The 14,203-nt window shown below is 48.4% G+C and carries 15 protein-coding genes; 1 reads left to right on the forward strand and 14 read right to left on the reverse strand.

The genetic code is table 11. The features are described 5' to 3' along the window. The coding region (locus RDN79_RS17960; RefSeq protein ID WP_308573323.1) for an ABC transporter substrate-binding protein at window positions 1–954 on the forward strand (954 nt) is incomplete at its 5' end. Between the two features lie 332 nt (window positions 955–1,286). Here the strand turns inward: RDN79_RS17960 and RDN79_RS17965 are convergent. The 14 genes from RDN79_RS17965 to RDN79_RS18030 form a co-directional block, all read right to left on the reverse strand. Beyond that, window positions 1,287–1,892, reverse strand: coding sequence for a hypothetical protein (locus RDN79_RS17965; RefSeq protein ID WP_298549187.1), 606 nt, complete (start codon window positions 1,890–1,892; stop codon window positions 1,287–1,289). An 11-nt stretch (window positions 1,893–1,903) separates the two neighbouring features. After that, on the reverse strand, window positions 1,904–2,395 hold the full coding sequence (locus RDN79_RS17970) for an RNA polymerase sigma factor (protein WP_298549185.1): 492 nt from the start codon (window positions 2,393–2,395) through the stop codon (window positions 1,904–1,906). A gap of 101 nt (window positions 2,396–2,496) precedes the next feature. Beyond that, window positions 2,497–3,090: a GTP cyclohydrolase I FolE gene (folE, locus tag RDN79_RS17975; RefSeq protein WP_298549183.1), complete on the reverse strand. Its 594-nt coding sequence runs from the start codon at window positions 3,088–3,090 to the stop codon at window positions 2,497–2,499. A 1-nt stretch (window position 3,091) separates the two neighbouring features. Continuing rightward, a complete protein-coding gene (locus RDN79_RS17980) occupies window positions 3,092–3,592 on the reverse strand; it encodes an SPOR domain-containing protein (protein WP_298549180.1) in 501 nt (166 codons plus the stop codon). A gap of 104 nt (window positions 3,593–3,696) precedes the next feature. Further along, window positions 3,697–4,458, reverse strand: a complete 762-nt coding sequence (gene tpiA / locus RDN79_RS17985) for a triose-phosphate isomerase (RefSeq protein ID WP_008153249.1) — start codon at window positions 4,456–4,458, stop codon at window positions 3,697–3,699. A gap of 32 nt (window positions 4,459–4,490) precedes the next feature. Next, window positions 4,491–5,765, reverse strand: a complete 1,275-nt coding sequence (locus RDN79_RS17990) for a BT_3928 family protein (RefSeq protein WP_298549179.1) — start codon at window positions 5,763–5,765, stop codon at window positions 4,491–4,493. A gap of 21 nt (window positions 5,766–5,786) precedes the next feature. Next, a complete protein-coding gene (locus RDN79_RS17995; RefSeq protein ID WP_298549176.1) occupies window positions 5,787–6,332 on the reverse strand; it encodes a DUF1599 domain-containing protein in 546 nt (181 codons plus the stop codon). Window positions 6,333–6,470: 138 nt separating this feature from the next. Continuing rightward, window positions 6,471–7,718, reverse strand: a complete 1,248-nt coding sequence (locus RDN79_RS18000; RefSeq protein WP_298549174.1) for a peptidoglycan DD-metalloendopeptidase family protein — start codon at window positions 7,716–7,718, stop codon at window positions 6,471–6,473. Window positions 7,719–7,928: 210 nt separating this feature from the next. After that, entirely contained in the window at window positions 7,929–10,025 is a 2,097-nt protein-coding gene (recG, locus tag RDN79_RS18005) for an ATP-dependent DNA helicase RecG (RefSeq protein WP_298549172.1), read from the reverse strand. A gap of 12 nt (window positions 10,026–10,037) precedes the next feature. Continuing rightward, entirely contained in the window at window positions 10,038–10,733 is a 696-nt protein-coding gene (locus tag RDN79_RS18010; protein WP_298549169.1) for a 2-C-methyl-D-erythritol 4-phosphate cytidylyltransferase, read from the reverse strand. Beyond that, window positions 10,733–10,921, reverse strand: coding sequence for an exodeoxyribonuclease VII small subunit (gene xseB / locus RDN79_RS18015; RefSeq protein WP_005640546.1), 189 nt, complete (start codon window positions 10,919–10,921; stop codon window positions 10,733–10,735). Before xseB ends, RDN79_RS18010 begins: the two co-directional genes overlap by 1 nt. Window positions 10,922–10,943: 22 nt before the next feature. Further along, window positions 10,944–12,290: an exodeoxyribonuclease VII large subunit gene (xseA, locus tag RDN79_RS18020; RefSeq protein ID WP_298549164.1), complete on the reverse strand. Its 1,347-nt coding sequence runs from the start codon at window positions 12,288–12,290 to the stop codon at window positions 10,944–10,946. Next, on the reverse strand, window positions 12,271–13,641 hold the full coding sequence (locus tag RDN79_RS18025) for a S8 family serine peptidase (protein WP_298549161.1): 1,371 nt from the start codon (window positions 13,639–13,641) through the stop codon (window positions 12,271–12,273). Before RDN79_RS18025 ends, xseA begins: the two co-directional genes overlap by 20 nt. Window positions 13,642–13,736: 95 nt before the next feature. Continuing rightward, window positions 13,737–14,203, reverse strand: a 467-nt coding sequence (locus tag RDN79_RS18030; RefSeq protein ID WP_308573326.1) for an Lrp/AsnC ligand binding domain-containing protein, incomplete at its 5' end; no start/stop codon positions are given.

Below are 14,203 nucleotides of genomic sequence, written 5' to 3' on the forward strand. Positions count from 1 at the left end.
TGGGACAGCACGCGCCTGTTGCAACGGTATCTTTTGGTAGACCGTGAACGGCCTCTTCCCGCAAATCTTCCGAAAGGGACGGTCGTGCAGGTCCCGGCTCGGAATATCGTGGTCTATACATCCGTGCATGCGGCTATTATCGACCAGTTGGACGAGACTGGACGGATCATTGGCGTTTGCGAACCTCGCTATATGGACACGCCTGCCATTCAGGAAGGGCTGAAAGCCGGACGGATTACCGATATGGGAGAGGCGACCGCCCCTAATGTGGAGAGGATGATCGACAAAGGCGCCGAGCTGGTGATCGTTTCCCCTTTCCAGAATAGCGGCTACGGGCCGGTCGAGAAACTGGGAATCCCCATTATCGAAGGAGCCGATTATATGGAGTCGCTGCCGTTGGGACGTACCGAATGGATTCGTTTCTACGGGATGCTGTTTGGTAAGGAAAAGGTGGCCGACTCGATCTTCCGGGAGACAGAGAAAAGCTATCTCGACCTGAAAAAGCTGGTCACGGCCGATATGCCCCGTCCTACCGTTATCTCCGAAAAGAAGTTCGGCGCTTCCTGGTTTATGCCGGCGGGGGAAAGCTATATCGCCAATATGTATGCCGATGCCGGAGCCGATTATGTTTTTAAGGAACTTCCCGGAGCCGGCAGTACGCCCTTGGCTTTCGAGACGGTGCTCGACCGGGCTATCCATGCCGATATGTGGCTGGTTAAATATAACCGGTCCGAAGACATGACCTATGGTGAGCTGCGTGCCGAATACACGCCGTACGAAAACTTCGACGCCTTTAAGAACCGTCGGATTTATTCCTGTAATACGGGGCTTGTCCCTTATTATGAAGAATTTCCTCTGCATCCCGATTACCTGTTGAAAGACCTGATCTGGGTATTCCATCCGGAATTGCTGCCCGGCTACAGCCCGCGTTATTATCGGAAGATGAGGAAGTGATCTTGGTCTCTTTAGTGGCGCTTGGTTCACATCCGTCAAGGCATAAACGAAAGTCAGCCGGGATGTTTGAAATGTTTTAGTTGAACTATTGATACTTCGCGGACAAATATTATGTATAGAAAGGGGAAAAACATATTTATATTTGAATAATCATGTTTAAGAAGATTAGATGCATTAAATAATGATTTACCTTCATGAAGTTTCCTTACAAGGGAACTCTCGTTTCCCACCGAGGGAACTTGCGTTTCCTGCAAGGGAAACTCTCGTTCCCTGCAAGGGGAATTCCCGTTCCCTTCAGAGGGAAACTATAATAGACTGATTATCAACATTAATCAACACACTGTCTTGAGATCCGTTTCTTCTTCGAATTCCTTCAATTCTGCCAGACCTTTCTCTATTGCACGAATATTTTTCAGGTAAAAACGGGTTTGAAAAAACATTATGACGGAAGCCAATATAAACACTCCTGCCAAACGAACTTCCCAGTTACCGACAAGCTGGGCTTTTTCGATGAACAGAAACGCGATAATGGCCGCCATACCCATCCAAGAGCCAATCACTGTGTTCCTCTTCATCCATAACTTATAGGTTAATACCAATTTAGTCAGTTCGTAGATTTTCTTCTTCTCCATATCGAACCGGAGAAGGAGAGAAATGAAAAAAAGTTGCATAAAAAAGCCGATAACTATAGAGCCTTCCAGCAAAGCGAAGGAGAGCGGCTTCAAGACTATTTTACCAGTAGCAGCCAATACGGGAAACATGACACAAATCCCCAACACCAGTATCAATCCGAACAAATCAAAACGGAACAGCCGTTCATAAGCCGATTGTGTCCGGTTGGTGATCATCTCCTTGATGATCCTTTTGTTCAACATTTCGCTTTTTGCAAGTTGTTCATTCAAGATACCCCAGCCCGCTTTTAATTCTTCCAATTCCATATCCGTAACTTTTAACGATTCGACATTGCTTTTAATTTCTCACGAATACGATTGAGTTTGACTGCCACGTTGTTCTTAGAAATACCGATGATCTCGGCTATCTCCTGATAGCTCCTTTCCTCAAGCCAAAGCAGGATCAGTGCACGTTCCAGCTGGCCGAGTTTATTGATCATCCGATAGAGTTCACGGAGTTGTACCGTCTTGTCGCTTTCCTCTGCAAACGCTTCCAGATCGACTGAGATCGGAACCACTTCAGGTCTTCGTTTCGAACGGCGGAAAAAGGAAATACAGGTATTCAGGCCTATACGATAGACCCAGGTAGACGACTTACAATCGCCCCGGAAGCAAGGGTAAGCTTTCCACAAATTGATCACGACCTCCTGATAAAGGTCATTCAGGTGATCGGCATCCGTCGCATAGACATAGCAGACCTTGTAAATGACCTGTTTGTATTCCTCCACAAGTGCGATGAACTCTTTTTCCTGTTGTTGAGTAGCTTTCATTCTCTCATCGTTTTATTTTATTAGTCGCACGCAAAGAGATAATATTACACGATAAAAGAAGAAAAGCACTCTGGAAAATACAAACGGGTGTGACCAGGGTATTACCGGTTATGTTTGATCAGATTCATAAATTCTTCGCGCGTTTTGGCTTGCTGGAAGAATCCGGTGAAGTCGGAGGTCGTGGTCAGGGAGTTCTGTTTCTCGACGCCACGCATCTGCATACACATATGTTGTGCCTCGATCACGACCATTACGCCTAACGGATCGAGCGTTTCCTGAATGCAGTCTTTGATCTGCATGGTCAATCGTTCCTGGATCTGAAGACGGCGGGCGAAGATATCCACGACACGGGGAATCTTGCTCAACCCCGTAATATATTTTTTAGGGATATAGGCGACATGGGCCTTTCCGAAGAAGGGCAACATGTGATGCTCACAAAGAGAAAAGAAATCGATATCCTTTACAATCACCATCTGCTTGTAGTCTTCTTCCTTGAACATGGCGCCGCGAAGCACGGCAGCCGGGTCTTCATGATACCCTTTGGTCAGGAACTGCATAGCTTTGGCCACACGTTCGGGCGTTTTCAACAGACCTTCGCGGTCTACATCTTCACCAAGCAGATGGATAATACTTTTATAATGGCCGGCCAGTTCTTCGCGGGCCAGCAAAGTCTTCTCGTTTACTTCTTCACTCATTTCAATTCAATGGGATTTTGACTTCTTCCCTAACAATGTACATTTCTTTCTTATAGGCCGGGAATGCATCCATCAGGAGACGTTGCATGTGATAAGCCTCTTCGTGTGAACGGAAATCACCGATACGCAGACGCCAGAACGGAGCATTGTAGGTCACATAAGTCGGGACATCAGGGAAAAGTTCCTTAATTTCTTTTTCTTTCCGGAAAGCTTCATCTTTGGATTTACGCTGGTTATTGCCGGAAAACACTTGTGTACGATAGCCTTGTATTTTCAGAAAGGCCGTGCTATCAGTCTTTTCTACCCCTTCGCCATGCAAACGTTTACCGAGCATATTACGAAGAGCATCGGACCCGCGCACCACAACAGTCCCTTTTCCGGGAACTCTTTCCTGCAAGGCGTCAATGATGTCTTCCGCCTGTCCGGCTCCACCCGTCTGAGCAGACAAAGCAGATGCACCAAGCAACATACATAAAGAAAGAATACAAGATAATCGTTTCATATCAGTTGAAAATTGAAAGTTGAAAATTGAAAGGTAAAAGAGTGAAAATCACGAATCGGCTGAAAGCCGAAACAACTTTCACCTTTTACCTTTCACTTTTCAACTTATTTATCAAATGCTTCAATAATCGGCATGAACTTATCGACAGCCAGAGAAGCGCCACCGATCAGACCACCGTCTACGTTCGGTTTAGCAAACAGTTCCTTCGCATTGCCTGCGTTGCAGCTGCCACCGTAAAGGATTGTGCAGTTGTCGGCAATTTCCTGACCATACTTAGCAGCCAGAGTAGCACGGATATGAGCGTGGATTTCTTCAGCCTGGTCGGATGTAGCGGTTTTACCTGTACCGATAGCCCAAACCGGTTCGTAAGCCAGAACGATCTTAGCGAAGTCTTCAGCAGACAGGTCGAACAAAGATCCCTTGATCTGAGCATCTACCACTTCGAAATGCTTGCCGGCTTCTCTTTCTTCCAGCACTTCACCGATGCAGAAGATCGGAGTCAGGCCGTTAGCCAGAGCCAATTCAACTTTTGTTTTCAGGATTTCCGGAGTTTCGTGATAGTAAGCACGTCTTTCAGAGTGGCCCAGGATCACATATTTTGCACCTGTAGAAGCAACCATGGCAGCAGAAACTTCGCCGGTGTAAGCACCTTTTTCCTTGTCTGCGCAGTTTTCAGCAGCAACACCGATCTTATTCGTGTCGATAGCAGCAGCAACGCTTGCCAAGTGAGTGAACGGAGTACCGATGATCACATCACAGTTAGGTGTTTTACCTTTAAGAGCTTCGTCCAAGCCTTTTGCCAAAGCAAGACCTTCAGGAAGGGTAGTGTTCATCTTCCAGTTTCCTGCAACAATATTCTTTCTCATGACTTAATTAATTAAATATGTAATACAAATAGTTATTTCTTTTCTTTCCGTTTACGTCTGAAACGCAGCAGGTCATATACCCAAACGAGCAGCAAAGGTACGGTAAAAGTCAATAGGTTGGTTGCAAGGGCCCCATCTTCTTTACTTTTTATATTGCTCTCGTCCAAGCAACGATCCATAAGCGCCTTGACATCTTCCTCTGCCGGAATATCGTTGTAATGCCATTTACCCTGTATCGTACCGCCTTTCAACAGCACCAGGCCGGGGTTGGAACGGATAATCGTCTTAAGAAGCACTTCGTCCGCCATCCGGAAAGGATATTCGGCCCCGGTATTGTCGCTCCAGATACCGATCACCTCCGGCGAAGAGCCCGTCACGCAATAGAACGGGATATCATGTTCGAGTGCATAGTCATACACACCGTTGATCTCATCCATTTGCTCGTCGTCCGCCTCTTCCAGCTTCGGAGCGACAAGCAGCAAAACAGGGCCGGGATTTCCGATGATTTCTTCCGTCACATCATCGCCCTCTCCATTGTAAATATTGAAAGCGGCAACAGGAGGCTGATAGCCCTTCTTGATCAATTCGGTCTTCGAATCCACAAACGTCCAGCTACTGTCGTTTGCAGGATAGTCTTCAAGCGAGAACTCTTTCTTCACGCCGTCTTTTTCATACACGAACGTGTACTTATATTCATCCTGCGGAGCCCCTTCGGGCATCTCCATCAACTGCGGTATATTCGCACCGATCTTATACGGACGAAAATCAATGACAGGCAGATGATTATAATTATAATAAGCAAAACCGACGCCGAACAGGTAAGCATACAAGGCGACAAACCAATATACCCGGAAAGTAAAGCACTGGAACAAACGCTGGTTATAAATAAACGTAACAATAGCGGCAAGAGAGAGTACGATATTTTTAAAGAACGTCTCCCAGTTGGAGATCACCAGTGCGTCTCCGAAGCAGCCGCAATCCGATACGGGATCGAAAAGAGCCAAATACAAGGTAAGCGGCGTCATAAACGCCATAAACGCCAAGATAAGGAAAGAGACATACCGCCGGTACACACCCAACAACATACAGACACCGAGCGCAAACTCGATTGCAGAAAGGTTGAAAGACAGCAATACCGTAAAAGGTTGCAACATATCCAGTCCGAAGGAAGCCAGGTATTCACCGATCTTGATCGCCCCTCCCACCGGATCGACAGCCTTGACAAAACCGGAGAAGATAAATACAACTCCGATCAGCAAACGGCACAACTCTGCCAATATCTTTAAAACGGTATCTTTACTCTTCACTTAACTTTCAATTTTCAATTATCAATTCTCCCCATACTCCAGCTTGATCAAGCCGAATAACGCATAGTTGATCATGTCCATATAGTTGGCATCGATACCCTCCGACACGATCGTCTTGCCTCCGTGACTCTCGATCTGCTTCGTACGATAGAGTTTCATCAGAATCAGGTCCGTATAGGAACTGATACGCATGCCGCGCCATGCCTCATCATAATCATGGTTCTTGGCATACATCAGCTCTTTGGTTTCCGTGATGTATTTATCATACAGGGCCAATGCCTCTTCATTGCTTATATCTGTCGTATCGGCAAATCCTTTTGCCAATTGTATCAAGCCGATCACCCCATAGTTCACGATTGCGACAAACTCAGGACGGATACCCTCATCCACCATGCTCACACCTTTTATCTCGAGGCTGCGGATCCGGTTTGCCTTAATGAATATCTGGTCGGTCAGCGACTGCGGACGCATGATCCGCCACGAGGGACCGTAATCTTTCAACTTCTTTTCAAACAGTTCCCGACATTGGGATATTACTTTTTCGAATTGTTCCTTCGTATCAGCCATACTTTCTTAGCATTTACATCCGTACAAAGATACGGATAAATCCATATCCGACCAAAAGAGAGGCTACTTTAGCCGGAAATAAAAAGGGCTATCCGCACACAACGGATAGCCCTTCATATCGTATTTACCCAATCTTAATCAAGAACAACGGAGCGAACGGCCCAATTTCAGAATCGTAGTTTTTGTAATGCCATTCAATTCACAGAGCTTTGAGACTGTCGTACCATATTTAGCGGCGATAGCGCCCAACGTGTCACCCGATTTCACGCGATGGTAGACCGGAGTAGCCTCTTGCTGCCCCGCATTGGAAGCCTGGTTGATCGAAGCGACGGCTGCAGCGTCAGCCGCAACCGTAGTCTTCACGGTCTGCTTTACGCTCGCAGAAGCGGTCGGTTTTGATTTGCCGGCTTTAGCAGACGTGACCGCACCGGCACTGCAACGGATAGACTGTCCGATTCGCAAAACAGACGTGCCTTTCAACCCGTTCAGGCGGCACAATTCATTTACGGTAGTTCCATATATCCGGGCAATCTTGCCCAACGTGTCACCCGATTTCACACGGTGATAAACCATCCGGTCGGAAGAAGAGGTGTAGATATTGCTTCTGCGTCCGTTAATCTTTACATTATGGAAAACATAGGTATCCTGGTGGGGAACACCGTTTTCGAAGTCTATAATTTCAGCCGGATTAATGGCCTGTCCTAAAAAGCGGGTTTCAAAATGAAGATGAGAACCGGTAGAACGTCCCGTGTTACCGCCTAAAGCGATCGGATCACCTGCATGGACGATATCGTTCGGTTGCACAAGAGCCTTAGATAAATGTCCGTATACGGTTTCGAGGCCGTTCGGATGACGGATTACCAGGTAATTGCCATATCCACGGCGTTCAAAGTTCTTAATACGAACTCTACCGTCGAAGGCTGCGCGGATCGTATCGCCGATCAAAACTTTCAAGTCAATGCCCCTATGCATACGACGACGGCGCGGACCGTATTTGGAAGTAATTCTTGCCATCGAATCGATGGCTATCGGATAAACGAAAGAAGAGCAATCGATTGCAAACGAATCCGGGAAATTCACCTTTGCAGTAGTTCCACGGAACGGATCGACCCACTGATTTTCCCAGTTGGAACCGTATAATTCATCAGCAGGAAACATCAAATCCTCTCTCGCTTCCATCGCTTTTTCATTAATGGTAGCAAGTTCCTTCAACTCCATATTTTTCCGGATACCGACACGGTCAGCCATCAATTCGGAGACACGTTTATCCATCTTCTTAATATATACAACTTGCTTCGGATTCCCTTTGTCTTCTTGTGCTTTCGCCTCGACGGCTGATACCAATATAGTGGTACAACAAATAAATAGTAATGTTCGTATCTTCATTATTTTTATCACTTTCAACGATAATACACGATGAAAAATCATGATATAGAATAGTTTATTTCATCGTCATTTCGTCAAAGTTCGTAATTTTGAATCAGCCGGCAAAATTCAATAACGAAAAATTTCCGCAATGAAACCCAAGAAAAGCAAAAGTCCACCTTTTGCCTTTTGATTTACAAACGATTACAACATAATATGTTTCACAACATATTAGCTGATCATTCCCCAGTTTACCTTCTTTGCAAAGAGAGTTTTCAGGCGTTCGTTCAATATCCGGTTAGGTTCGGATAACAAATCGGGGTCTTCGTTCAAAACATCCTGGGCTATATCACGCGCATACTGAAGGATTTGTCCGTCGGCTGCCAGGTTGGCGATCTTAAGGTCTATCCCCTCTCCGCTCTGGCGTGTCCCTTCCAAGTCACCATGACCGCGCAGGCGCAAATCGGCCTCGGCGATCTCAAAGCCGTTGTTGCTGTTCACCATTATTTCCAGGCGCTTGCGTGTCTCGTTGCTCAATTTATAGGAAGAGACAAGCACACAATATGACTGCTCCGCTCCACGTCCCACCCGGCCGCGAAGTTGATGCAACTGGGAAAGACCGAAACGTTCGGCGCTTTCGATGACCATCACGGATGCATTCGGCACGTTCACACCAACTTCTATCACGGTCGTCGCCATCAATATCTGCGCCTCGCCGGAAATGAACTTCTGCATTTCCGCCTCTTTGTCGGCCGCTTTCATCTTTCCGTGGACCATACATACCTTATAATCCGGGAAAACTTCTTTGAATGTCTCGAACCCCTCTTCCAGATTCTTGTAATCCAGCTTCTCGCTGCCCTCGATCAAAGGATAAACGACATAGGCCTGCCGGCCCTGTCCGATTTCCTTGCGGAGAAAGTCGTAGAGTTGCGCTTTCTTGTTATCATAGCGATGTACGGTCTGGATCGGTTTACGTCCGGGCGGCAACTCATCGATCACCGAGACATCCAGATCGCCGTATAAGGTCATGGCAAGCGTACGGGGAATAGGCGTCGCAGTCATCACCAGGACATGAGGAACGACCGCATTTTTCGTCCACAACCGGGAACGCTGTTCCACCCCGAAGCGGTGCTGTTCGTCTATAATCGCCAGACCGAGAGAGGAAAAGACGACCGTTTCTTCGATCAGTGCATGCGTCCCGATCACGATCTGGATCTCACCGCTCGCAATAGCCGGCAATATCTTATTCCGTTCCTTCTTTTTCGTCGAGCCGGTCAGCAGGGCCACTTTTATATCCATATCTTTCAGGAAACCCATGACTGTCGCATAATGCTGAGTCGCCAGTATCTCCGTCGGCGCCATCATGCAGGCCTGGCAATGGTTATCGACCGCCAACAGCATGGAGAGCAAAGCCACCAACGTCTTCCCGCTTCCCACATCTCCCTGCAGAAGACGGTTCATCTGCCGTCCGCTTCCCATATCGGCACGAATCTCACGGACAACACGTTTCTGCGCATTCGTCAGTTCGAAAGGCAGATATTCTTTATAGAACGTATTGAAATAGTCTCCGACGGAAGGAAAGACAATCCCTTTCAACTTCAGCTTGCGCAGGTTGGAAGTACGGAGAATATTCAACTGGATGAAAAACAGTTCGTCAAACTTCAGGCGCAACTGCGCTTTCCGTAATTTATCGACCGATTCGGGGAAATGCACATTCCGTATCGCTTCCGGAAACGACATCATGCGAATACGGTTCAAGACAGCCGGCGGAAGTGTTTCAGGCAGCGTCCAGTTCAAACCGCTCAACAATGTGTATTGCAAATTCTGGATCGCCCGTGAATTGAGGAACGACTTCTTCATCTTCTCAGACGTATTATAGAACGGCGTCAAGCCGTTGGCAACCTTATCCGCCTGGTCCAGAGAGTCTATATCCGGATGGGGAATATTATAGATATGCCCGAACTCGGTCGGTTTGCCAAACACGATATAATCGACGCCGGTCTTGATCTTGTCCAACACATAGTTGATCCCTTTGAACCAGACCAGGTCGATCGTGCCCGTCCCGTCCGTGAATTTGCCGATCAACCGTCGTGTACGTCCTTCGCCTACCGTATCGAAAAACAAGATGCGCCCTTTCAACTGTATATAAGGCATATCCCCGGTCACTTCCACAACCTTGTAGAAACGACTCCGGTCAATGTATTTATACGGAAAGTAGAACAGCAAGTCCTCATACGAAGAAATGCCGGCTTCCTTTTGTAATATTTCCGCCTTTTTCGGGCCAACGCCCGGCAGATACATGATGGAACGTTTGTCGAGATCGAGCATATATACAAATATTTATTTTGCAAGCAGCGCCTTTGCCACCAACAGATCGAACGGAGTCGTAATCTTTATGTTTTCCCGGTTTCCCGGAACAGTCCTGACCGTATGTCCGAAAGCCTCCACAACCGAAGCATCATCGGTAAAAAACTCCGAGTAAGGTTGTTCATATGCTTTCAAAAGCAAATCATAATCGAAAACCTGCGGGGTTTGCACCGCCTGATAACGCGAACGGTCGACCGGACGACTGGACTCGCCGGAGAACTCGCGGAGAGAATCGACCACAGGCACGACCGGGATAGCAGCTCCCGATACTTCGGCCTCGGCAAAACATTGCCCGACAACTTCAGGTGCGACAAAAGGCCGTACCCCGTCATGCACAGCCACCAGTATCTTTTCATCCCTTCCGGCTGCATTTCCAATCTCATCCGCAAGGAAATTCAATCCGTTGAGAACGGAATGGAAACGCGTTTCGCCTCCGTTCGCAATCCGGTGCGGGACCTTACAACCGATCTCCCGGCAAAGCATCTCCCAATAAGGCTGGTGATCTTCCGGGAGCACCAGGATCAAACCGGCAGACGCATCCCAGCGGTGAAAAGCCTCCAACGTATGCATCAGGACAGGCTTTCCATCCAACGGGATAAACTGCTTCGGCAAGTCGCCTCCCATCCGCAGCCCGCGGCCTCCGGCGACAATCAGCACATATTTCTTCATTACTCCAGTTCCTCCAACACTTTCTTGACCTCCTCGTCGGCCTTGTAAAGTTTCTCCTTACACAATTTGATCAAGCGGGTCGCTTCCTTTACCTTTTCAGAAAGAATGTCAACATCCAGATCGCCGTTCTCTATGTCGGCGACGATCTTACGGAGTTTCTCTACTGCTTCATTATATGTTTCTGCCATGATGGAATTTATGATTTTTGATTTATGATTTATTTACTGCAAGGACTGTCGAGTGTACTTCACCGTCCGCAAAACGGGTTACCAACTCCTCGCCGGCCTCCAATCCGGCGGCCTGTTTGATGATCTTGCCATCCTTTAGCGTCAAGCTGTAGCCCCGCTTCAATACATAGTCGGGAGAAGCCATCTTGATGAACTGTTCGGTCAACTGGACAAAGCGGTTCCGCTCTGCCAAACTGCTTTCCGCACGGTTTGCCAAACGCACTTGCATCGCTTCCAGCTTCGATGCCGATTGGTTTAGAAATGCATGGGCATCCGTCGGCAATTGCATGCCTATCCGTTGGAGAAGCGAACGGTTCCGCTCGATCCGGTTTATTGCCAGGACAGGCAGACGACTTCCCAACAACTGCAGGAAGTTCTTTTGCCTGGACAGGATTTCGGTTGCCAACGAACAAACGTCCTGTTGCAGTTCTTCCACCTCTCCGGCCGCCTTATCCATCTGCCCGATCAGGAACTCGGCTACAGCCGTCGGTGTTTTCATCCGTGTATGGGCAACCATATCCAGGATCGTGTCATCGCGTTCATGCCCGATACCGGTTATGATAGGAAGCGGAAATTGCGCACAGTTTGCCGCCAAGAGATAGGAATCGAAACTATTCAAGTCCGAAGTAGCGCCTCCGCCCCGGATAATCACGACCACATCGAAACAGTTGGCATGACGGTACACACTGTCCAACGCTGCGATCACGGACTCTTCCGTCCGTTCGCCCTGCATAAGAGCCGGAAACAGCTTCGGATAGAAAGAATAGCCGGCCTTGTTGCCGGCCAACTGGTTCAGGAAGTCTTCGTATCCGGCAGCCGTAGGCGAAGTGATGACAGCGATCCGCCTCGGCAACGTTGGAAACGGCAACTCCTTGTTCAGCGTGAAAACGCCCTCTTCCTTCAATTGCCGGATGATTTCCATCCGTTTCCGGATCATGTCTCCCAACGTATAGGCCGGATCGATATCCAGCACGGTCAGGCTGTACCCGTAGAGTTCGTGAAACTCGACCGACACTTTCACCAGCACTTTCAGGCCGGAAGCAAACATCTGCCCGGTTTCCATCTCAAAATAAGGCTTCAGCATCCGGAAAGTCTTTGCCCAGATGGAGCCGCGCGCCTTTGCCACCAGCTGACCGGTTATCGCGTTCTTCTCGATAAACTCCAGATAACAGTGCCCGGACGCAGCATTCGTACGCACGTCGCTCATCTCGGCACGCACCCAGCACGTCTCCGGGAATGCATTCAGGACAGCCCCTTTCACCCGGTTATTCAGTTCCAACAAAGAGAACTCCTGCCGCTCCTGATTCTGATTATTTTGTCCGTACCCCATTTTTTCTTTCCTTTTTATACGCTTTATAGAAATCGGGAATGCCGTATCCTAACTCCGTATCCGGATGCTTATATCGGCTGGACGAACGATGCAGCAGTTCGATCACCTCCCTGTTATTCAACCAAGGCAGTGATTGCCAGAGGCAAACTCCCATCCCGGCAAGGATAGGCGTGGCAAAAGAGGTCCCGTTCGCATACCTGACACTGCCGCCCGGACCGATCACGCAACTGCTCGTACCCAACGCCACGGCATCCGGTTTCACGCGCCCGTCAGCCGTAAAGCCTACGGAGCTGAAACCGCTTTTCTTTTTATCCTCATCTATCGCACCTACCGTAAAGATCCCGGCTGCATCCGATGGAAAGGTGATCTTTTCCCAATCGCCGTTCCCTTCATTACCGGCACTGCAAAATACAAGTATCCCTTTATCGGCAGCCAGGTTAGCCGCCCGGCTGATCATAGCGGTCTTGCCGTCCAAGGCAGCCTGGTCGTACGACAGTTCGTCCGCATCAAAAGCAAAATATCCGAGCGACGAGGAGATCACGTCCACACCGGCACTGTCCGCATATTCGACCGCAGCAATCCAATAATCTTCCTCGACGGGATATTCGGAATCGCTGTCTTCACTTTTAAGCAGCAGGTAAGAAGCTTTCGGAGCGGTTCCGACCATCACTCCCGGAATATCGGCGGCAAGGCAGGAAAGGACCTTCGTCCCGTGATCGTCCCCGACAAACACGCTTTTACCGGGAAAGACGACATTGTGCGTTCCCAACAACCTGAGCGAATCGAAAGCCGACATCCGGTCCACATTCATAAAACCGGCATCGATCACGGCCACCCGCATTCCTTCCCCCCGGAAACCGGCTTCATGCAATTTAGCCCCGTTCAACATCTTGATCTGTTTATGAGCATAACCATATTCATTATGTAGCGGTTCATCCTCCGACACGAAACGGTCTTCTCCCTTTTCCTCGGTCGGGACCCGCAGGTTCCCTTTCCAAATCCACTTGACGGAATCGACGATTGCCAACTGTTGCAATTGTTCGGCCACCGTGCTGTCGGAACTTTCCACCACGACGGTCGCAAACCACTTGCTTTGCACAACCGGGGTCGCACCTGTTTCAGACAACATGTCGATATACGACCGGGATATAGGGAAGTCGGCATCCGTCACGGCCACATTATTTTTCACTCTCCGTTCGACCGCCTCTTTGGATAGGAAGGTTTCCGGTTCCTCCACCCGGTAACCGTCGTCCCCCTTGTCTTTCAGATAGACACGAAAGCGATAATTCTCCCCCGCCCATAGGCAGGCCGGAAGACAACAAAGGAACAGTATGGACAAATATCTTGACATCGTTGCTTTATCTTTTTCTGCAAAAATATAAATTGTATGGCATATAAAAAAGCCCGGCAACTCATTCGAGGCCGGGCCCATACGTTCTATTCTTCTTATTCGGAAATATCGCAAATAGGGATTTCACGTTTGACACTCTGACGCAACGAGATAAGCGTTTCCGTAGCGGTCACACCCGGTATTTCCTGTATCTGCGTATTCAGCAGCTCCATCAGGTGTTCATTGTCGCGTGCGTATAACTTGATCAGCATCGTGTACGGCCCGGTCGTAAAATGACATTCGACCACTTCCGGAATCTTCTCGAATTCGGGAACCACGTCTTTGTACATCGAACCGCGTTCCAGTTTGACGCCGATATAAGTGCACGTGTTGTAACCTAAAATCTTCGGATTAATATGATAGCCTGACCCAACGATCACATTCATATCAATCATGCGTTGTACCCGTTGATGAATGGCAGCGCGCGAAACGCCACATTCTTCGGCTACATCCTTGAAAGGAATCCTGGCATTCTTTGAAATAATGTTCAATATCTGCCGGTCCAGTTTGTCTATCTTCTCCA

It is taken from the genome of uncultured Parabacteroides sp., assembly GCF_902493135.1.
Lineage (GTDB): Bacteria > Bacteroidota > Bacteroidia > Bacteroidales > Tannerellaceae > Parabacteroides.